General features: G+C 55.3%; 22 protein-coding genes and 1 pseudogene. All 23 read left to right on the forward strand.

The window, feature by feature from the left end; genetic code table 11:
• Positions 1 to 2: 2 nt before the first annotated feature.
• Complete coding sequence (locus AC0TOF_RS01240) at positions 3 to 1,691, forward strand: terminase large subunit (protein ID WP_473766923.1); 1,689 nt, start codon at positions 3 to 5, stop codon at positions 1,689 to 1,691.
• 33 nt (positions 1,692 to 1,724) lie between these two features.
• Entirely contained in the window at positions 1,725 to 2,345 is a 621-nt protein-coding gene (locus tag AC0TOF_RS01245) for an HK97 family phage prohead protease (protein WP_473766924.1), read from the forward strand.
• A gap of 11 nt (positions 2,346 to 2,356) precedes the next feature.
• A complete protein-coding gene (locus tag AC0TOF_RS01250) occupies positions 2,357 to 3,766 on the forward strand; it encodes a phage major capsid protein (protein ID WP_473766925.1) in 1,410 nt (469 codons plus the stop codon).
• Positions 3,767 to 3,820: 54 nt separating this feature from the next.
• A complete protein-coding gene (locus AC0TOF_RS01255) occupies positions 3,821 to 3,988 on the forward strand; it encodes a hypothetical protein (RefSeq protein ID WP_155269213.1) in 168 nt (55 codons plus the stop codon).
• On the forward strand, positions 3,985 to 4,203 hold the full coding sequence (locus tag AC0TOF_RS01260; RefSeq protein ID WP_473766926.1) for a hypothetical protein: 219 nt from the start codon (positions 3,985 to 3,987) through the stop codon (positions 4,201 to 4,203). Before AC0TOF_RS01255 ends, AC0TOF_RS01260 begins: the two co-directional genes overlap by 4 nt.
• Positions 4,204 to 4,206: 3 nt before the next feature.
• The gene (locus tag AC0TOF_RS01265; RefSeq protein WP_473766927.1) at positions 4,207 to 4,506 is read left to right on the forward strand and encodes a hypothetical protein; all 300 of its coding nucleotides are present in this window, start codon (positions 4,207 to 4,209) and stop codon (positions 4,504 to 4,506) included.
• 12 nt (positions 4,507 to 4,518) lie between these two features.
• A complete protein-coding gene (locus AC0TOF_RS01270; protein WP_473766928.1) occupies positions 4,519 to 5,844 on the forward strand; it encodes a phage portal protein in 1,326 nt (441 codons plus the stop codon).
• Complete coding sequence (locus AC0TOF_RS01275; protein WP_473766929.1) at positions 5,841 to 6,677, forward strand: hypothetical protein; 837 nt, start codon at positions 5,841 to 5,843, stop codon at positions 6,675 to 6,677. Before AC0TOF_RS01270 ends, AC0TOF_RS01275 begins: the two co-directional genes overlap by 4 nt.
• Positions 6,677 to 6,991 carry a head-tail connector protein gene (locus AC0TOF_RS01280; RefSeq protein WP_009363444.1) on the forward strand — a complete coding sequence of 105 codons (315 nt, stop codon included), beginning with the start codon at positions 6,677 to 6,679 and terminating at the stop codon, positions 6,989 to 6,991. The genes AC0TOF_RS01275 and AC0TOF_RS01280 overlap by 1 nt, the downstream gene beginning before the upstream one ends.
• Positions 6,992 to 6,994: 3 nt before the next feature.
• A complete protein-coding gene (locus tag AC0TOF_RS01285; protein WP_473766930.1) occupies positions 6,995 to 7,348 on the forward strand; it encodes a phage head closure protein in 354 nt (117 codons plus the stop codon).
• 4 nt (positions 7,349 to 7,352) lie between these two features.
• Positions 7,353 to 7,793: an HK97-gp10 family putative phage morphogenesis protein gene (locus AC0TOF_RS01290; RefSeq protein WP_473766931.1), complete on the forward strand. Its 441-nt coding sequence runs from the start codon at positions 7,353 to 7,355 to the stop codon at positions 7,791 to 7,793.
• On the forward strand, positions 7,790 to 8,191 hold the full coding sequence (locus AC0TOF_RS01295) for a DUF3168 domain-containing protein (RefSeq protein ID WP_112591050.1): 402 nt from the start codon (positions 7,790 to 7,792) through the stop codon (positions 8,189 to 8,191). The genes AC0TOF_RS01290 and AC0TOF_RS01295 overlap by 4 nt, the downstream gene beginning before the upstream one ends.
• The gene (locus tag AC0TOF_RS01300; RefSeq protein WP_113368259.1) at positions 8,191 to 8,394 is read left to right on the forward strand and encodes a hypothetical protein; all 204 of its coding nucleotides are present in this window, start codon (positions 8,191 to 8,193) and stop codon (positions 8,392 to 8,394) included. Before AC0TOF_RS01295 ends, AC0TOF_RS01300 begins: the two co-directional genes overlap by 1 nt.
• A 78-nt stretch (positions 8,395 to 8,472) precedes the next feature.
• Positions 8,473 to 8,928, forward strand: a complete 456-nt coding sequence (locus tag AC0TOF_RS01305; RefSeq protein ID WP_473766932.1) for a phage tail protein — start codon at positions 8,473 to 8,475, stop codon at positions 8,926 to 8,928.
• Positions 8,928 to 9,323 carry a gene transfer agent family protein gene (locus AC0TOF_RS01310; RefSeq protein ID WP_011982440.1) on the forward strand — a complete coding sequence of 132 codons (396 nt, stop codon included), beginning with the start codon at positions 8,928 to 8,930 and terminating at the stop codon, positions 9,321 to 9,323. The genes AC0TOF_RS01305 and AC0TOF_RS01310 overlap by 1 nt, the downstream gene beginning before the upstream one ends.
• Entirely contained in the window at positions 9,320 to 9,487 is a 168-nt protein-coding gene (locus tag AC0TOF_RS01315) for a hypothetical protein (protein ID WP_167874485.1), read from the forward strand. The genes AC0TOF_RS01310 and AC0TOF_RS01315 overlap by 4 nt, the downstream gene beginning before the upstream one ends.
• Before the next feature lie 20 nt (positions 9,488 to 9,507).
• Positions 9,508 to 11,859 carry a phage tail length tape measure family protein gene (locus AC0TOF_RS01320; protein ID WP_473766933.1) on the forward strand — a complete coding sequence of 784 codons (2,352 nt, stop codon included), beginning with the start codon at positions 9,508 to 9,510 and terminating at the stop codon, positions 11,857 to 11,859.
• Positions 11,860 to 12,203: 344 nt separating this feature from the next.
• Complete coding sequence (locus AC0TOF_RS01325) at positions 12,204 to 12,881, forward strand: hypothetical protein (protein ID WP_473766934.1); 678 nt, start codon at positions 12,204 to 12,206, stop codon at positions 12,879 to 12,881.
• Positions 12,881 to 13,471 (forward strand): hypothetical protein, encoded by a 591-nt coding sequence (locus AC0TOF_RS01330; protein WP_109988521.1) that lies wholly within the window; start codon positions 12,881 to 12,883, stop codon positions 13,469 to 13,471. Before AC0TOF_RS01325 ends, AC0TOF_RS01330 begins: the two co-directional genes overlap by 1 nt.
• Before the next feature lie 4 nt (positions 13,472 to 13,475).
• A complete protein-coding gene (locus AC0TOF_RS01335; protein WP_473766935.1) occupies positions 13,476 to 13,868 on the forward strand; it encodes a DUF6950 family protein in 393 nt (130 codons plus the stop codon).
• A complete protein-coding gene (locus tag AC0TOF_RS01340; RefSeq protein ID WP_473766936.1) occupies positions 13,859 to 15,628 on the forward strand; it encodes a fibronectin type III domain-containing protein in 1,770 nt (589 codons plus the stop codon). The genes AC0TOF_RS01335 and AC0TOF_RS01340 overlap by 10 nt, the downstream gene beginning before the upstream one ends.
• A gap of 65 nt (positions 15,629 to 15,693) precedes the next feature.
• Positions 15,694 to 16,153: pseudogene (locus tag AC0TOF_RS01345) on the forward strand (hypothetical protein); the annotation flags it as partial.
• Positions 16,154 to 18,693: 2,540 nt separating this feature from the next.
• On the forward strand, positions 18,694 to 19,188 hold a 495-nt coding region (locus AC0TOF_RS01350; RefSeq protein ID WP_473766937.1), incomplete at its 3' end, for a lysozyme family protein.

The following is a 19,188-nucleotide window of genomic DNA, read 5'->3' on the forward strand; positions in this document are numbered from 1 at the left end:
CCATGGCAAAGCCTGTTTGGTCTACTGCCTGCCCTGATTGGGAGGAACGGATTGTTGCGCGCCGGTCTCTAGTGCCATTCGATCCGCTATTCCCCGATGAGGCCGAGGCAGCGCTTAAGGTCTTCAAGTCCCTTCGCATCGTAGACGTTGCCGGTCAGCCGACATTCGGTGAGGCTTGCGAGGAATACGTCTTCGATTTCGTCAAGGCGATCTTCGGGGCTTATGACGCGGAAAGCGGTGTTCGGATGATTGAGGAGTTTATGCTCCTCATCAGTAAAAAGAACATCAAGAGCACCTTGGCAGCGGGCATTATGCTCACGGCCCTGATACGCAACTGGCGACATAGCCAGGAGCTAACCATTCTCGCACCTACGCGGGAAGTGGCGGATAACTCGTTCCGACCTGCCGCTGACATGGTGGCGGTCGATCCAATATTGCGTGACCTCCTGCACGTGAACATGAACACCAAGGAGATCAAGCACCGGGTCACGAACGCGGTGTTGAAGGTCATCTCCGCTGACAGTGCGACATCTGCCGGTAAAAAGTCGGGAATGGTTCTGGTCGAGGAGCTATGGCTGTTCGGCAAGAAGAACAATGCCGCAGCAATGCTACAGGAGGCCACAGGAGGGCTTATAGCGCGACCAGAGGGATTTGTGATCTATCTGACCACGCAAAGCGATATGCCGCCTGCTGGCGTATTTAAGCAGAAACTCGATTATTTCCGTGATGTGCGCGATGGCGTCATTGACGATCCTCGCAGCCTTCCGGTGCTCTATGAGTTCCCGAAGAAGATGGTCGAGAATAAGGACTATCTGAAGCCGGAAAACTTCTATGTGACTAACCCGAATATGGGGCGGTCAGTTCGTCGTGAATGGCTGGAGCGGAAATTCCTTCAGGTCCAGTCAGGGCAGGACGAAGAAGGCGACACGATCCAGACCTTTCTTGCCAAGCATCTCAATGTTGAGATCGGCATGAACCTTCGGGCCAATCGGTGGCCGGGGGCGGATTTCTGGGCAAAGCGCGCCAGTCCAGAGATTACGCTGGAATACCTGTACGAGCATTGCGATGTGATTGTGCCGGGGCTGGATGGCGGCGGCTTGGACGATCTGTACGGCTTCGCGGCGCTCGGTCGCCACAAGGTGACACGGGATTGGCTGCTCTGGACACATGCATGGTGTCACAAAGGCGTTCTCGATCGGCGCAAGACGATTGCTGACCGGCTGCGCGACTTCGCCAAGGCTGGTGAACTGACCATTGTCGAGGATGAACTGGACGATATCAGCGCGATTGTGGAGATCATCGCAGAGATCAAACAGCGGGGCTTGCTCGCAGCCGTCGCCGTCGATCCGGCGGGACTTGGCGAAATGATCGAAGCCTTGGACGAGATCGGAGTTACCCAGGAAGAGGGGCTTCTGGTCGGTGCGCCGCAGGGCTACGCGATGATGAATGCCATCAAGACGGCAGAACGCAAGCTGACCAACGGGACGCTGAAGCATTCCGGGTCGAAGCTCATGTCTTGGTGCGTCAGCAACCTGAAAATCGAGCCTACAGCCACGGCAATCCGCGCAACCAAGCAAAACGCTGGCGATGCGAAGATTGACCCTGTGATGGCGCTGTTCGACGCGGTGACGGTGATGAGCCGGAACCCGGAGGTGAAGCGCGCAAAAACCTATCAGATGATGTTCGTCTGATTTCACTGACAATTTGAAAGATGGAGGTCCGTCATGGAAATGACGCGGCGCGCCTATTCGTGCATCGAAGTCAAAGCGGTGAACGAAGAACGGCGCATCATTCGGGGTGTGGCGACCAGCCCAGCCGTTGATCGTGTGGGCGACATCGTTGACCCGATGGGCGTCAAGTTCCAGAACCCGCTTCCGTTGCTCTGGCAGCACAAACACGACAAGCCGATTGGCACCGTGAGGTTCGATGCGCCGACCGAGAAGGGCATCAACTTCGAGGCAGAATTGCCGGTTGTGTCAGAAGCTGGGACGCTTCGGGATCGGATCGAGGAAGCATGGCAGAGCATCAAGCTTGGGCTGGTACGCGCCGTTTCCATCGGTTTTCGACCTATCGAATACAGTTTCATGGAGGAAGGCGGCATTCGCTTCATCGAAAGCGAAGTGTTTGAGCTTTCAGCCGTGACTATCCCGGCCAACGAACAGGCTGTGATTTCCAGCGTTGGCAAGAGCCTTGATGCTGATGCCATCGCCCACATCAAGAAATTCGAATTTCCGACCGAGGAAAAGCAGGCTCCTGCCCAGATGGGCAAGAAGGCGCATGTGGCTCGCTTGGCGGCGGCGACCCATGAGCGGGTGCCATTCACCATCAACAAAATCAATCGTTAATGGAGGTAGCAATGGCTACTTACGCTGAACAGATCGCCGCCTACGAGAACAAGCGAGCGGCAAACCTCAAGGCCATGGAAGACATCATGTCGAAGTCGGCAGAAAAGGGCGAAACGCTCGACGCTGCACAGCAGGAAGAATTCGACGGCCTTCAGGCGGACAATGACGCTATCGACAGCCACCTGAAGCGTCTCCGCACTCTTGAAAAGGCGGCGGCAGAAAAAGCCGTTCCTGCTGCTGGTGTCCGCGAAAGCGACGGCGCACAGGCTCGTGCTGGTGTGGTCGTTGTCCCTCGCGCTGAGAAGCTCGACAAGGGCATCGCATTCGCCCGTATCGCCAAGGTGAAGGCGCTCGCCAAGCTCGACGGCGAGAGCGTCCGCACAGTTGCGAAAGAGCTTTACGGCGAAACATCGTCTGTCTTTGGCTTCTTTGCAAAGGCTGCCGTACCGGCTGCAACGACCACTCATGCAACTTGGGCCGGTCCCTTGGTTGGTGAAGAAACGTCGGCCTTCGCTGACTTCGTGGAATACCTTCGTCCGCAGACCATTCTCGGTCGTTTCGGTGCGAACGGCATTCCGTCGCTTCGCCGCGTTCCTTTCCGCGTCCCGCTGATCGGCCAGACTTCCGGCGGTGAGGGCTATTGGGTAGGTGAAGGCAAGGCCAAGCCGCTGACCAAGTTTGACTTCGAGCGCAAGACGCTCGAACCGCTCAAGGTCGCAAACATCGCCGTTGCCACCGAAGAAGTGCTTCGCGATAGCTCGCCTTCGGCTGAAGCGATCATCCGTGACCAGCTTGTTGCGGCTCTCCGCGCTCGCCTGGATACGGACTTCATCAACCCGGCAAAGGCTGCGGTTGCTGGTACGTCTCCGGCATCGATCACGAATGGCGTCACGGCTATTCCTTCGGCTGGCGGCACGGCTGACGATGTACGCGCCGACATCCAGAAGCTGTTCGGAGCCTTCATTGCTGCGAACAATGCTCCTACCTCCGGCGTCTGGATCATGTCGGCAACTGTGGCTCTTGCCCTGTCGCTGATGCAGAACCCGCTCGGTCAGGCTGAGTTCCCAGGTATCAGCATGAACGGCGGCACTCTGTTCGGCCTTCCGGTTATCGTTTCGGAATACGTTCCGGTCGTAACTGGCTCGACCGATCCGGCGGATGACGGCGCTTATGTCGTCCTCGTCAATGCTTCGGATATCTACTTTGCTGACGACGGCGATGTGGCTGTTGACCTGAGCCGTGAAGCATCTCTGGAAATGGCCGACAATCCGGCTCACAACTCCGGTACGCCGACCCCAGCACAGCTTGTGTCCATGTTCCAGACGAACAGCGTGGCCTTCCGCGCCGAACGTACCCTCAACTGGATGGCTCGCCGTGCGAACGCAGTTCAGGTGCTCTCCGCTGTCAAGTGGGGCCAGTAAGCCAATAGGGCGGGGCGCATCACGCGCCCTGCCTACTCTTCCATGGAGATCACCATGAAGCACCTTTCCTATTTCGACAGAGCGATGAAATCCCCGGATCGCCGCTATCTGCGCATCTTCGAAAAGATGGGCTATCGGGAAGAACCGAAGCCGGTTGAAGAGCCAGCGCCGAAGCCAAAGGCAAAGCGAAAGGCGGACAATCATCAGGACGATGACGAATGATCGGCTTCATCGGTGCAATAGAGTTCATTCAATTCATCGGTGATGGTGGCGGAGGATCAATCGATCCGGCGTTTCTTGTCACTGTGAACGGTGAGACTGTGACGAACAGCGGCACACCGGTCACGTATGGAACGGACATAGACCCCGCCTTGCTGGTGCTTAACGATGGTTCTGTCGTCACGAATAGCGGAGCGATTGTTCTGAACGGAGCATAAGAAATGGCTGAATTATCTACGCTCGGATCGGTCATCAAGACCGCTTACGAAGGTGAGGCGAACACAAATGCCTACACCGATGCTGAAAAGACGAAGCTGGCAGGTGTAGCGGCTGGCGCTACTGCGCTGACAATCGGTACTACGGCTACCACGGCTAAGGCCGGAAACTATCAACCCACTTGGGCGCAGGTAACGGGTAAGCCGGTGGGTGTTGCTGTTCCAGATGCCACCGAAGGCACGGAAGTAGCCACGATTAACGCACTCCTAGCCAGCCTTCGCACTGCCGGTTTTATCGCCACCTAAAAGGGGCCAACGATGAAGATTTTTGGCTGGGAAATTGGCCGCGCAAAGTCGCTTTCGCAGCCTACCGCAAACCGAGGCGGATGGCTGCCCATCATCCGTGAAAGTTTCAGCGGGGCATGGCAGCAGAATGTCGAGATCAATCGCGATCTTGCTCTGACCTATTTCGCCGTGTTCTCGTGCATGACACTGATTGCCAGCGACATTTCCAAGCTTCGCGTCAAGCTTATGCAGCGCGGTGAGGGCGGCATCTGGCAGGAGACCTCCAACCCTGCATACGATCCGGTCCTGCGCAAGCCCAACTCGATCCAGACACGCATTCAGTTCTTCGAGAATTGGCTGCTGTCGAAGCTGTCGAACGGCAATGCGTACATCCTGAAGCGGCGCGACGGTCGCGGCGTTGTGACGGCGCTCTATGTGCTTGATCCGCAGCGCGTTCAGCCTTTGGTGTCCGAAAGCGGAGACGTTTTCTATCGCCTCTCGACCGACAATATCAGCGGCATCGAACAGGATGTGATCGTACCGGCGCGAGAGATCATCCATGACCGATACAACTGCCTGTTTCACCCGCTCATTGGCCTCTCTCCGCTGACGGCGGCTGGCCTTGCAGCGATGCAGGGCATCACGATCCAGAACGATAGTACGAACTTCTTTGCCAACAAGGGAGTTCCGTCGGGCATTTTGACGGCCCCTGGCGAAATCCAGCAGGAAACAGCGGATCGGCTCAAAGCCGAGTGGAATAAGAACTACTCAGGCAAGAACGCCGGGAAAGTCGCGGTCTTGGGCGATGGCCTTGACTTCAAGAATATGGCTTTCAACGCCACGGATAGCCAGCTTATCGAACAGTTGAAGTGGACCGCCGAAATGGTCTGCTCCACGTTCCATGTGCCGCCTTACAAGATCGGTATCGGACAGATGCCGACCTATAACAACATCCAGGCGCTTAACATCGAATACTACTCGCAGGGCCTTCAGAAGCTCATAGAGGATGCGGAAATCTGCCTTGATGAAGGTCTTGGCATGAAAGACGGCATCGGCACTGAGTTCGATCTTGACGGGCTGTGGCGGATGGACAGCAAGACCCAAATGGAAGTTCTGGAACAGGCGAAAAGCGTCATGACGCTGGACGAACGCCGCAGACGCATTGATTTGCCGAAGATGAAGACCGGCGGCGATACCGTCTATCTCCAGCAGCAGGACCATTCTCTGGAAGCAATCGCAGCCCGCGACAAGCAACTGATCCAGCAGGCCGATAACCCGCAACAGCCTGCCAATGGCAATCCAGTTCAAGCCGAAGCCGACAAGGCCATGATTGAAATTCTCAAAGGGTTTAACCGATGACATTTGATGGCAAGGCTTTCGGCAAGGAAATCGTAGCTGTGGTCAAGGGGTTCGTCGCTGACGAACTCAAGCCAATCGTCAAGCGCCTTGACGATCTGGAACAGCAACTCATGAGCCTGCCGACACCGAAAGATGGCAAGGATGCAGACCCTGAAACGGTTGCCGACATCGTGAAAGGTCAGGTTCAATCCGATCTTGCTGAAATTCGGGCCACAATCGAGGCGTGGAGCGCTCCAGAGCCTGACCTTGAGGTTATACGAGGCGTGGTCGAAACGGCTGTCAATGAGGCTATTTCGGCCATTCCTGTACCGAAGGATGGAAAAAGCGTGACGATTGAAGACGTGACGCCGCTCATCAAGTCGGAAGTAGACAAGCGTGTCGGTGATCTTCCTAAGCCGAAAGACGGAAATGATGGCCGGGACGGTTTGGATGTGAAAGACCTGTTCCGGGCTGACGGCGGCCATCTCATCGCTGTTATGAGCGACGGGACTACAAAAGACCTTGGCCAATTCGTAGGCAAGGATGGCGCTCCGGGGCGGGATGGCAAGGACGGCATCGGGTTCGATGATCTTGATCTTGTCGAGGATGCTTCCGGTCTTTCCCTGAAATTCATCAAGGGCGATACCGTCAAGTCATTCCCTCTGCCGGTGGTCATAGATCGCGGTGTATTCCGAGACGGTCAGACCTATCACAAGGGCAGCGGCGTCACCTGGGGCGGTCGATACTGGATTGCGCAGGAAACCACGTCAGACAAGCCAGATGGCGGGAAAAGCTGGCGTCTCGCCGTTAACAAGGGCCGGGACGGCAAGGACGCGAAGAAGGCAGGTGAATAATGGCCGATCTGGTTTCGCTCCAAGAGGTCAAGAACGGCCTTCGCATCGATACCGACGACGACGACGCGCACCTGAACTTGCTCATTTCTGCCGCTTCAGGTCGCGTCAAAGCGTATCTGGATGTGCGGGCTGATGAAGTCATTGACGAGAATGGCGCAACCACTGATGCGCGTGTGAAAGCCGCTGCGATCATGCTGGTTGGCTACTACTACCGCAATCCAGACCAAGACCCGGATAAGGATTTCTCAGTGGGTATGTTGCCGAAGCCGGTTTCGTCCATGCTGTACCAACTTCGCGACCCGATTGCGAGGTAAGCCATGGCAGACACCCGCTCCGCAGGAAGCCTTTATTACAAGGTGGCGCTGCTGAAACGCGAAGACGTTGACGACGGCATGGGCAACACTGTCGGCCAAGAATGGGTCGAGCAGTTCCAGACCAGAGGTGAATACATCCACCTTCGCGGGTCCGAAGCTGTTATGGCTGGCCGTCTTCAGGGCAAGCACACCCAGGTTATCCGGGTCCGTAACTCGTCAAATACGCGGCTGATATCCACGGACTGGATGCTTCGGGATGTGCGCACCGGAAAATCGTTCAATATCAGAGATATAGAACACGAAGTTAACCGCCAATTCATCGCGCTCACGTGCGAAAGCGGCGTAGCGACGGGGTGATGTCATGGTGGATGGCATCAAAGCCCTTGAGAAGCGCCTGACCAAAACGATACCGGAAGCAATTCGCAAAGCCGCTTCGGATGCGATGGAGAAGGGCGCTCAGGAAGTCGTGGACATGATGAAGCGCCGGGTTCCTCGTGACACTGGCGAGTTGGCCAATACAATCGGCTGGACCTGGGGAGATGCGCCGAAAGGCTCCATGGTGATCGGGGAAGTTCAGAACCGGAAATACAACACCATGCGCATTGTGATCTTTGCAGGCAGCGAGAAAACGCGGGTCGGCAGTCGAAATCAGTTTCAGCTTGCACGGTTGCTTGAGTTCGGAACCCAGGAAATGGGGCCGAAGCCCTTCTTCTTTGGCTCATGGCGCGCAAACAAGAAACGTGTCAGGTCAAGAGTAACGCGAGCTATCCGAGAAGCGATTAAGAGGGAAAACGGCGCGTGAACATCTCCGAAGAGCTTCAGCGATACCTATACGCGAAATTGCGTACCGTCCCGGAGGTTCTGACACTTGCAGGTGGACGTGTTTATGACCGCGTACCAGACAATGCGACGTTTCCATATGTCAGTTTTGGGCCTTCAGACATTGTAGATGATGGTGCTGAATGCATTGAAGCAGAGACACATACAATCCAGTTGGATGTATGGTCGCGGGCGGTCGGCAAGGGAGAATGCAAGAACATCACGGATGGTGTGAAAAAGGCGCTCATTCGAGACATGCCAACGATTTCCGACAATGCAATTGTCGAAATGACAGTCCCATATTGCCAAGTCGTTTCCGATCCTGATGGCCTGACCTCGCACGGAATTATCCAGGTCGAGATAAAAGTGGAGATAGCGTGATGGCGTGGGCAATCTTCAAGGTCGAATGCAATTGGTCTCGGCCACAAAGTCGGTTCTCATTCAACGCGAAGGCGTCACCAGAGCCGCAGGAACGTCCGCAGGACTTCATCGATTATTGCGTGTCGAAGGGCTGGGCCACCAAGGTTCAAAGCCCGTCACGCGATGAAAAACGCGCTCTGAAGAGCCGTAACCGGGCGAAGTAAGCCCATTCACCTGAAACCGGGCCTCAAGCCCTTTTAAGGCTGGCGAATAGCTGGCCCGTTTTCGCATGGAGAAAGCACATGGCTACCAAGCCGATCACCGCCGCATTCCCTGATTTCATCCTCGAAGTCGAGACTGAAACCGCCGGTACGTTCACGAAGGTATGCGGCCTCACTCAGCGCGGCATCAACCGCCAGCACAACATGCAGACCACGGAAGTGCCGCAGGATTGTGACGACGAAAGCCTGCCTTCAGCTATTGAGCGCGCTGTGCAGTCTTCGGAAGTGACCATTTCGGCAAATGGTATCTGGGCCGCGCAGAGCCACGAAATGATGATGGACTGGTGGTACAACGGTCAGGTCAAAAATATCCGCATCCAGCACGTGAAAGCTGCTGTAGGCGATACGGAATATGAGACCGGCCCTGCTTATCTGGTGAACCTCAACAATGCCGTCGAGAAGGGTCAGAAAGTCAGCGCCGATATCGAAATTCAGTTCGATGGTGTTCCGACCCGTACCGCTAAGGTTGTTCCATAATGCGGCCAGCCCGTTCATTTGTGTGGCCAGCCGGTGAGCATGATTTCTGTCTCGGCATCGGTGAGCTTCGGGCGCTTGAACAGCGCTCGGATGCCGGATGCTTCGTCATCCTCACGCGCCTTCTGACATCGCAGTGGAAGATTGACGATGTACTGCAACCCATCCGGCTTGGCCTCATCGGTGGCGGTATGGATGAGCGCGAGGCGCAGCGAACCATCGACCGGGCGCTTGAGATAGCCAGCCCGTACAGCCTTGCCGTTCCTGCCGCAACAATTCTCCATTCCTTCCTGATGTGGGATGAGGAGGCTGACCAGCCGGGGGAGTTAAAGGCGGGGACGGAAAAAGCAGCGCGCCGCTCCCGAACGGAAAAACAAGATGGTCCCAGTTCTACATGACTGGGGCCGCTCTCGGCCTGTCGCCCCGGCAGATCGATGACATGACGCTGTGGGAATTTAACTGCTGCGCAACTGGCTTCGCTAAGGCGAACGGCGCGGAAGACAAAGCACCTGATTATAGCGACGAAGTTCTCAGCGAACTCGGCATTGCCGGGTTCGAATGACGACTTGGAAGGATTGAACCATGGCTGACGATGCTGCCGCCTTGCTGATACGCATTGAAGCATCGCAGGCCAAGGTTGAAAGGCAGATGGCAGCTATTGCGCGTCGTGCCGCCAAGGAAGCGCAGTCGGTAGAGGATCGTTTCAAGAAGGCAAACGACAATGTCGCTAAGTCCTTCAAGGACGGCAGCGACAAGGCCGTTATGTCTATTGGCGCGACACGTGCCGCCACCGCAAACTTGTCATTCCAGTTAAACGATATCGCCACAAGCCTTGCAGGTGGCGCTTCACCGTTTACTGTGATGATGCAGCAGGGCGGGCAGGTCGCGCAGGTCTTTCAGGGCAGCGGCGGCGTTATCAATGCTGTCAAGCTTTTGGGCGGTGCGTTTGCCTCGGTGCTTAATCCTGTTTCCCTGGCATCCTTTGCGATCATCGGACTGACTGGCGCGGCATATCAGTATTTCACCAGTCTCGGTAGCGATGTGAAAGAGGCTGACGAGGTTCTGAAGCAACACGCTGAACTGATCCGGCGTATCAAGGAGGCGTATGGAGAAGCCGCTGTTGGCGCAGATGATTACAGCGCGAAAAGCAAGAAGCTTCTCACCTACGATATTCAGCAAAGTATTCGAGAATACCGGGCCACCATCCAGTCGGTTTCCGCAGACCTGGTCGAGCGCGTCAACAAAATTGGCATTGATGAGTTTGGCGGTGCCACCTTCACAATCCAAGAGTTGCAGGGCGCGCTCAGTAACTTCAATGATAGCATCAAGCGCGGCGACCCGGATATTCAGCGATTTGTTGATCGCCTAATTGAGATCGAAAATCAGAAGGGTACGCCGGAGAATATCCGCGAGATCATCCGGGAAATCATCAATGCTGGGCGTGCCGGAACGGAAGTTCAATCCAAATTAGGACAGTTGACTGGGGTCATATCCGGTGTCGGTGAGGCCGCAGCGAAGGAGACCTCGCGGGTCAATGAGTTCAGCAAATCTCTTCAGCGCTTAGCGAACATCGCGCTTCCGGCGCTATCAGACATGGAGCAGGCAGCGAAAGACTATCGCGAGGCCATGTCTAAGGCAACGACGGTTGAAGAAGCGCGGCTTGCAGGCGATGCGTTCCGTGCGGCTCAAAATCGCATCCGTGTTGCCCAGACGATACCGACGCCCGGTCAGCGCCCGAACCCGGAAAGCTTTGCCCCAGAGCGTGAACGGCGCACAGGAGGAACGCGAAGCAAGAAGGTAAAGGACAGCTTTGATGAGCTTGATGATATCGTTGCGAAGTATGTCCGCGATGTCGTGAAGGCGGAAAGTGGCGGGCGCGCCAATGCGAAGAACCCACTTTCCTCCGCAACCGGCCTCGGCCAGTTCATCGAAAGCACTTGGCTTGATCTGTTCAAGAAGAACTTCCCGGATCGCGCCAAGAACATGTCCGATCAGACAATTCTTGCGCTGCGCAATGACGCGGAGATTTCAAAGAAGCTGATTGAGGCATATGCCCGCGAGAATGCGGCGATCCTTCGTCAAGCTGGTGTATCGGTCAATGAAGCTGCACTTCAGCTTGCCCACTTCCTCGGCCCGAAAGGTGCAATCTCGGTTCTGACTGCGAAGAGCGGCACGTTGGTTAGCCAAGTTCTGCCACAGTCGGCCATATCGGCAAATCAGTCGATACTCGGCGGCGGGAAGACCGTTGATGACGTGATCGCCTACGCACAGAGCCGCGTGTCAGCCTACGACCAGATGAAGGAAGCAGCGCGGGCCTACAAGCTTGAACAGAAGGAGTTGAACCGGGAGGCGAAAGAGTTTGCCAACCTTGGCAAAGACCTTCTGGGCGGGTTCATTGATGACCTTCGCAATGGCGCGAGCGCGTCCGAAGCTCTGGCGAACGCGCTTCAGAAAGTTGCCAGCAAGCTTATAGACATCGCGTTGAACAATATCTTCAGCGGTGGCGGTTTGTTTGGCGGTGGGAAGGGCGGTCTTTTCGGCGGCGCTATTATTCCCGGCATTCTGCATAGCGGCGGCGTTGCCGGTACGCACGGATATGGTCACGGTCGCGCAGTATCGCCTTCGGTCTTTGCCGGAGCAAAGCGCTACCATACCGGCGGCGTTGCTGGCCTTCAGCCGGGCGAAATTCCGGCCATTCTCCAGCGTGGTGAAGTTGTCCTTCCTCGCGGGGCAGGGATGGTGAACAAGGCGAGAAGCACGGAAACCATCAACGTTGTTCTGCGGGATGACAGTGGCCGAATGGCCCAGATTGCCGATCAGCGCATTCAGACTGCATCAGGTGCAATTGTTCAGGTTTCGGTGCAGCAGAGCGCCAAGGCTGTTCAATCAAATTTCCCGACTATGTTGGCAGATGCTCAGGCAAGGAAGATGTAATGAGCAAAGAAACCGATGGTCCTGATATTCTTGACGATAGAATACGCAAGGCGGCTGGGGCTATTGTAACCTTGCCGAATTGTCGAACTCCAAGACATCGATCAGGTTCCGAAACATGTCCCTGCCTTTGTCGGAGGTTAGCGTCTCTTTTTGCCGCCTTAATACGGCGGCGGTAATCTCTGCAAAACCTCTGTCGTGTTCTCGTATGGCGTTACAGATCGCATTCAATGCGGCTGTCATGTCGGTGATGTAGTCAGCGTCGTCTTGATGCATTGCCATGGTCTCATTTTTGAACTGCCGTCATATTGATAGATGGCGGTTAAAGTTTCGCTACGAGGGTCATCATGACAATTCTCTGGCCTCGTTCGGTTCTCAAGCCGAAGCGCGACCCGTTCAATATTGCCCCGCGTACACTCGCAGGCCCTTCCAGCGTGTCTGGTGTGACGCAGGTTACTGCTTCCGACGCCGGTATCTGGAAGGCGACATTCAGCGACATCATTATTCGTCGTGGATCGCCTTCCGTTCTTGCATTTCGGGCTATTGCGAACCTGTTGGAAGGCCGTCTGCGTCCTATTCTGGTTCCGCGTTGTTGCGCTTATCAGCCGTTCGATCCTGACGGCAACGGCGCAGCGGATAAGGTGCCTCATTCGGATACAAGCCCGTTCAGTGACGGTGGACTGTACCGCTCCCGATCAATCGATATCCGCCTGACCAGCAACATACCGCTGCGCGGGACGACGGCGAACATATCGCTTGTTACGGCAGGCCAATTGCAGCCGGGGATGGATTTCTCCATCGGAGAGCGGATGTACCGTATTCGGACAGTTCAGATGACGGGCGAGAATACGGCGACAATCACATTCCGTCCTCCGGCCCGCGAGGCAGCGCCAGCCGGAAGCGAACTGGAGTTCGATTATCCAGTGTGCCGGATGCGATTGGCCTCCGATAGTGAAATGGACCTCGACCTTGATCTGATTTCGCAGTGGTCATTCCCGACAGTGAATTTCGTGGAAGATGTCTGATGGCTTTCTTTGATCCGACGCAACTGGCCGAGTTCGCCAAACATGAAGTTAGGCTGGATTTCCTTGTCGAGTTCCGCTTTGCGTCCGAGACAATGCGTGTCTGGAATGGGAATACGGCGCTGGAAACTGGCGGCAACCGCTATGAACCGATGTATGGCTATGGCTCGATTGACGGCATCGGCATGGCTTCGACCACTGCCGCGCAGAATGTCACGTTCCAGCTTTCAGGCTTGCCGGATGCGACACTGAACTTCCTCGCCATGGCGCTTGATGCAAATGATGAGGTAGATCAGCGCATTGTCGTTATCTCGATCCAGCTTTTCGATGAGGAATGGCAGCCACTGGGCGGACCCGCGCCGATCTGGTGGGGCTTCATGCAGCCGCCCCGCATCAGCCGCACCGAAATGCAAGGCACAGAAGGCGCTATTCAGTCAATCAGCATGACGGCAGAAAACGCATTCTTCAATCGGTCCCGACCGGCATATGGCCGCTATACCGACCGCGACCAACAGCGCCGCTCGCCCGGTGACAAGTTCTGCCAGTTCATCGGTTCGCTGCTCTTCAAGAGCTTTAAATACCCGGATTACTGATCCCATGAACATTGCCGAGTTTGTAGCTGCCGAGGCGCAAAAGCCTTTCCGGTGGGGAGAGACTGATTGTGTTTCGACCGTTGATCGCTGGATCAGGTCTTGCACAGGTCTGTCTCCGCTCGCCTGGGTAGACAGGGAATATTCGGATGCTGCCGGGGCTGCATCGGTACTGGCAGATCGTGGCGGGCTGGCTGTGCTGGTCAACCGGGCAATGCGCTCGCAAGGGTTCATTAAGACCGGCGAGCCTGTGACCGGCGATGTCGGTTTGATCTTCCATGACGAAAAGCTGTGCATGGCGATCCATGTCGGAGATTGCTGGTTCTCGCACGATGAACATGGGCTGATTGGTGCGCCACTGTCCGCTGTCTGGAAAGCTTGGAGAATTAAATGCCAGTAGCACTTTCCGGCATCATTGCGTCTGTGGTGGGCGCTGGAGCGCTTGGCGCTGCCTTGCAGACAGGTCTTGCCCTGATCACGCTTGCCGCCGGTACGACGCTCGGCAGTCTGGCTATAGGTCTGGGTATTTCTTATCTGGCATCGTCGCTGTTTCGTCCAAAGCAGCCGAAGCCCGAAGATGTTCAGCAGCAGGTCAGGCAGCCAACGCCACCACGCATCCGCCACTATGGCCGCGTGAAGACTTCCGGCGCATGGATATTCGCTGAAACAAAAGATGGTGGGTTCTATAAGGTCTTAGCTCTCGGTCAGGGGCCGTTTGACGCTATCGAAGAATACTGGCTCGATGATCAAAAGCTCACGCTAAATGCGAATGGCGAGGTGACTTCACCCGATAAGTACAAGGAAGGCGGGGGGAATTTCCTCTGCCGCATTGAAGCTCGCGCTGGCATTCCCACAGAGACAGCATATGTCGAGCTGACTTCAAAGTTCCCTCAGTGGACCGCCGATCACCGTGGAGACGGAATAGCCTCCTTGCTCGCCTGTCAGTATGCAGTTGGTGACGAGTATTATCTAAGCCTGTTCCCGAACGGCGTGAACACGAACTATCGCGTCGTGGCTCGCACGTCTCTCGTCAAAAACCCGGTCACGGGTGCAGTCGCATGGAACGATAACGCCGCCGCAGTGATCCGGGATTACATGACGCACAAGGACGGTATGCGCCTGCCGGAAAGCCTTTTTACGACGCCAAATGCACAAGCGGGCTGGGTGGCTTCGTATAACAGGGCAGGAGAGGCAATCCCTATTGCTGCTGGCGGCACTGAACCTCGGTATCGTCTCTGGGGTTCATACAGCCTTGATGAGCGTCCGGCTGACGTATTAGGCCGAATGCTGGGTTGCTGCGATGGCAGGCTAGTGCCTACGCCAGACGGTGGCTTGACACTTGATATCGGCGCGTGGTCGGAACCGACTGTTATCCTGACGGCTGACGCTATCACTGGCTTCAGCGACGTGGGCCGTGGCCGTGATGTGATGACAACGGCAAACACGATCCGGGCAACATTCTTCGATCCCAACCAGGACTATCAGGCATCCGACGCAGACCCGTGGGCCGATGAGGATGATGTTTCCGAACGTGGTGAAGAAGCTAGAGACGTACAGTTTAATATGGCTCCTTCGCATAGTCAGGCGAGACGTCTGATGAAGCTTGAATGGTTCCGAGCAAACCCGAATTGGGTAGGGACTTTCAATACGAACCTGATGGGGCTTGCTGCATTCGGTGAACGGCTGATACGCATTCAGTACCCGCTGTTCGGCATCAACAGTGTTTTTGAAGTCCTAGATTTCAAATTCATTCTTGGTGAGGGCGGCATCCTTCAAGGCGCGACCATTCAGGTTCAGTCAATGCCGCAAACTGCCTACCAATGGGACACCTCGCAGGAGGGCACGGCACCAGTTTCAGATGAAACAACGTCAGATGATGATTTGCCAGTTCCAGACGCGCCAGACGTGACCATCATTTCCGGCCCAGCGGCAGAGCTTAGTTTTCCGCCCACCGGCAATCCGTTGCTTAACTACATGGTCCGCTGGAAGAAAACGGCTGATACCGAATGGCGTGTGGCTGGGCCGCTCGAAAACGATGCTGAGAGTTTTGCAACACCGACACTTTCAGCACTGACACAATACGAGTTCCAATTGGCCGTACGCACCCAGAAGGGGCGGATAGGCGCTTACTCGGCCAGCACGATCAAAACAACGCCCTGACCAACCCGACAACTTGAGAAAATCAGACCCTGCTTTGGCGGGGCGTTTTGCCATGGAGCATTCGCATGACCGTTCGCACGATTGACGAGATTTTCCGCGATTTCGTTACCGATGGCGTTCCCGCGTCCGGACCGTTCAATCCGCACAAGCCGGACATTCGCGACACTTTGAAGGCTTTGCTGGAAGGTATTTCCACATTCCCAGACAACCGCGTTATCAGACTTAACAACGCTAATGCTGGAACCGCGAACAATATAATTGTTTCTGCTTCGGTACCAATTCCTCCGGCGGCGTACCAGGTGCTTTATATCCTGAACGTTACTCAGGAGAACACAGGGCCGGTCGTTGTGTCAGGAGCGATTAACCGAACGCTCGTCACGAACACAAATCAACCACTCGCGGCAGGGTACGTTACACCTGGCATGGCCGTGCTTTGCATTGATACCGGTTCGACGCTGCGAATGCTGTCATATGGCGATGTGGAAAGTGTTGTCGAGGATATCCTTGTACGAGCTCAAGCAGCCAGAGATGCCGCTGAACTGGCTCGCGATCAAGCGCAGAATGCCGCATCGGATGCTGTATCACAGGGTAATGTCCCGATTTACTCAACTCGGAACTCAGTTGAAGGGCTTTCTATACCGGCGGGTATAAGCGCCTTGCGTACGAACGGATACAGTGTCGTAGGCGACGGTGGATCAGCACTGTACAAGCGCGTTTCGACTGAGCCAACACACGCGGGGAAGGTCCAGTCCTCCGATGGTAGTTGGTGGGAAATCTCAGTTTCGCGACCTACGCCAGAGATGTTTGGCGCAAAAGGTGACGGCACCGCAGATGATACTCTGGCGATCCGTAATTTTTTTGCTAACCGCGTGAAGGCCGGGTATCTCCCACAGGGACAGCGTTATCGAGTTACTGGTACGACCGACATACCGAGCGGGTTCAATCTTGACAGTGACGGTGGGACTATTCTTGCCACAACTGCGAATGTCGTGCAGTTGCGCTCGATAGACACTTCGGACGTGATCATTAAGGGCCGCCTGATCTTGAAAGGACCAGGGAAGGCAAACGGCGGAGGGGTAGGGCTAAGGTTGGGTGGCAACAGCCGATGCTTGCTTTCGGGTATATCCGCACGTGACATTGATGGTTGGGGCTTCTTCATCAGCGGCGGTGCTTATGATGCAGTTAGCTGGTACGATAAAAATCAGTTTGTCGATTGCTCTGCATACAATTGTTACATTGGACGCGAAGATACGCCCAACACATTGCCTGATCTATCGAATGAGTATTCGACATGGATGGACTTCCACGCGGGCGGGTGCGTTGTTGGTAACAAAACGAGCGCTGGCAATAACTCCTTCATAGGCGGGAAGCTGATCGGGAACGATTACAACCTCTCGATTGCCCAAGGAGCCAATAGCGCTCACGGAACCTTCACAGGGGTACAAGTCAATCATGCCGGTATAGACAACGTCGTCTGCGTTGGCGCATCTTCCGGGCTTATCTTTTCTGGGTGTACATTCTTTGGTGATAGCCCGACCGTAGGCTCACTACGGTTCTCTAACTCTCGCGGCATTATTCTGTCGGGCTGCTTGGTCGAGGCTTCCATTTTCTCTGATGGTGCTTTCAACAGTATCATTCTGAATGGGTACTATACGAACAATAACTTTGTACCGATCTATGGTGGCACTCACCCTCTCACAATTTATAAGATCAATGGCTACGACACGGGCGGACGACACGCGTTTGCAGATGAGGGGTACGATTATGTTTCGGCCTATCGCACGGCAAATCAGGCGCTCACTTCCGGCGCGGATACGGTGATTTTGTATGATGCCATCAGCAACTCCAAGAACCTTCGCGGCAAGTACGATCCAGCGGTAGGAAAGTATTTTGTTCTTTGGCCGGGAGTGTACCGTGTAACGGCTTCGATGAGACTGACCGGGACCGTCAGTGGCGGCGGCATCAAGCTGAAGCGGGGAGCGGCTGACGTTGCCTATGCTGGGCTTACGGATTTCTCAGGAACCAAGGTAGCAAGCGTTACGTCCGATATTTATTGCAACGCTGGCGATCAGATCACAGCCGTCGCAAACGTGACTGGAACGTCATTGAACATAACGCCTGCACCAAACGTGAACCTAACGATACTGGCTCTTTGAGTTCGCGCAGAGGATCGGCGGCGAAGAGCCGCCCTTCCTTCGTTAGAAGCAGATGAGTATACGGAGCCCAGGTGCTTACGTTGACCTTTATCAGTCCGTACTTCTCGGCAGCATCAATTACATATTGGGAATAAGGCTCTTGACCATCCCAGATTGTAAGAACGTCTTCGCTGTCGATGATATCGCTCAACAAACGCTGCACTGCAACGCGCATTGCCAACCCCATAAACCCATTGCCTATTGATTTTCTATACAATTATGGCGGGCAATGGAAGAGGGATTATTGCGGTAGTCTCCATAATAAATAGACGCCAAGCAGAGCAGGAACTGCAACGCCCAGCACGTTAAAAATCCATCCTCAAACATCGTCAAGTCTATCAGAAGGCCGGTCGTTTTTGGCTTGGCATTTCCAGAAAATTGCACCGCAGATGACTATCGCTGTTAATGCTGTACCGGCGACAGAAAGCAGAAGTTCATTCAAAACGACACTCGCCTTTTCAGTATGTGAACGCTGGAAGCACTACAACGAGAATACCATTCGAGCTTAGCACTTGTTTTGTCAAGAATAGCGCCGAGATGGCTTTTCTTTGCCGAATGGGTGCCCCGACCTCCGACTAATAGCGGGGGCTACACAGAGGCCGGGGTTATGCTGGAACTTCTGATGCTTGGGATGTGGGTACAGACAAGCACTAAAAGTTCCAAGCATTCGTAAAGCGGGACGGCTTTACTGGAGGGATCGGAAGGTGCGCGCCCCTCTCACACCTTCCGCACTTCAGGCAGTTGCTTGGGCTGCCTAGGATACCCGTATAGCGGCGCGGCCGAGGTTTGCAATTCTACCCACGGTTAAGCGCGCATATTTGCGCAAAATTCTGACAAGCGCGCTTTTCTAACAATCCGAAAGGAAAGATCATGGATAAATCCGTGCCCACTGGCGCGGCGCTTCTGCTCGACTTTATTGGCGGGATCGAAGCCCCTCGCGGCTATGACGTGATATATGGTAACAATCAGAACAAGTTGCCGAAGCCGATCACACAGATGACAATTGGCGAACTGGTCGACGCGCAAGCATCATTTACCAAGCGTTTCAAATCGTCGGCCTCGGGCCGATACCAGTTCATGCGCGCCACGCTGCAAGACCTTTCCCGTGAACTGGGTTTGCGTGGCACACAGAAGTTCGACAAAGACCTGCAAGACCGGCTCGGTTTCCATCTGTTGAAACGGCGCGGCTATGACGACTATGTGGCCGGTAGGATAACCCGTACCGAGTTCGGCAAACGTCTGGCGCAGGAATGGGCTTCTTTGCCTGTGCTGGCAGCGACGAAGGGCGCGCACCGCGACCTGAAACGCGGCCAGAGCTACTACGCTGGCGATGCCTTGAATAAGTCGCTTGTCTCTCCGGCCAAG

Source organism: Ochrobactrum sp. PL_is501, from assembly GCF_055816895.1.

Excerpts from the sequence above, each read along its gene's own strand:
- AC0TOF_RS01240 (WP_473766923.1), top strand. The coding sequence starts at position 3 with ATGGCAAAGCCTGTTTGGTCTACTGCCTGCCCTGATTGGGAGGAACGG.
- AC0TOF_RS01245 (WP_473766924.1), top strand. The coding sequence starts at position 1,725 with ATGGAAATGACGCGGCGCGCCTATTCGTGCATCGAAGTCAAAGCGGTG.
- AC0TOF_RS01250 (WP_473766925.1), top strand. The coding sequence starts at position 2,357 with ATGGCTACTTACGCTGAACAGATCGCCGCCTACGAGAACAAGCGAGCG.
- AC0TOF_RS01255 (WP_155269213.1), top strand. The coding sequence starts at position 3,821 with ATGAAGCACCTTTCCTATTTCGACAGAGCGATGAAATCCCCGGATCGC.
- AC0TOF_RS01260 (WP_473766926.1), top strand. The coding sequence starts at position 3,985 with ATGATCGGCTTCATCGGTGCAATAGAGTTCATTCAATTCATCGGTGAT.
- AC0TOF_RS01265 (WP_473766927.1), top strand. The coding sequence starts at position 4,207 with ATGGCTGAATTATCTACGCTCGGATCGGTCATCAAGACCGCTTACGAA.
- AC0TOF_RS01270 (WP_473766928.1), top strand. The coding sequence starts at position 4,519 with ATGAAGATTTTTGGCTGGGAAATTGGCCGCGCAAAGTCGCTTTCGCAG.
- AC0TOF_RS01275 (WP_473766929.1), top strand. The coding sequence starts at position 5,841 with ATGACATTTGATGGCAAGGCTTTCGGCAAGGAAATCGTAGCTGTGGTC.
- AC0TOF_RS01280 (WP_009363444.1), top strand. The coding sequence starts at position 6,677 with ATGGCCGATCTGGTTTCGCTCCAAGAGGTCAAGAACGGCCTTCGCATC.
- AC0TOF_RS01285 (WP_473766930.1), top strand. The coding sequence starts at position 6,995 with ATGGCAGACACCCGCTCCGCAGGAAGCCTTTATTACAAGGTGGCGCTG.
- AC0TOF_RS01290 (WP_473766931.1), top strand. The coding sequence starts at position 7,353 with ATGGTGGATGGCATCAAAGCCCTTGAGAAGCGCCTGACCAAAACGATA.
- AC0TOF_RS01300 (WP_113368259.1), top strand. The coding sequence starts at position 8,191 with ATGGCGTGGGCAATCTTCAAGGTCGAATGCAATTGGTCTCGGCCACAA.
- AC0TOF_RS01305 (WP_473766932.1), top strand. The coding sequence starts at position 8,473 with ATGGCTACCAAGCCGATCACCGCCGCATTCCCTGATTTCATCCTCGAA.
- AC0TOF_RS01310 (WP_011982440.1), top strand. The coding sequence starts at position 8,928 with ATGCGGCCAGCCCGTTCATTTGTGTGGCCAGCCGGTGAGCATGATTTC.
- AC0TOF_RS01315 (WP_167874485.1), top strand. The coding sequence starts at position 9,320 with ATGACTGGGGCCGCTCTCGGCCTGTCGCCCCGGCAGATCGATGACATG.
- AC0TOF_RS01320 (WP_473766933.1), top strand. The coding sequence starts at position 9,508 with ATGGCTGACGATGCTGCCGCCTTGCTGATACGCATTGAAGCATCGCAG.
- AC0TOF_RS01325 (WP_473766934.1), top strand. The coding sequence starts at position 12,204 with ATGACAATTCTCTGGCCTCGTTCGGTTCTCAAGCCGAAGCGCGACCCG.
- AC0TOF_RS01330 (WP_109988521.1), top strand. The coding sequence starts at position 12,881 with ATGGCTTTCTTTGATCCGACGCAACTGGCCGAGTTCGCCAAACATGAA.
- AC0TOF_RS01335 (WP_473766935.1), top strand. The coding sequence starts at position 13,476 with ATGAACATTGCCGAGTTTGTAGCTGCCGAGGCGCAAAAGCCTTTCCGG.
- AC0TOF_RS01340 (WP_473766936.1), top strand. The coding sequence starts at position 13,859 with ATGCCAGTAGCACTTTCCGGCATCATTGCGTCTGTGGTGGGCGCTGGA.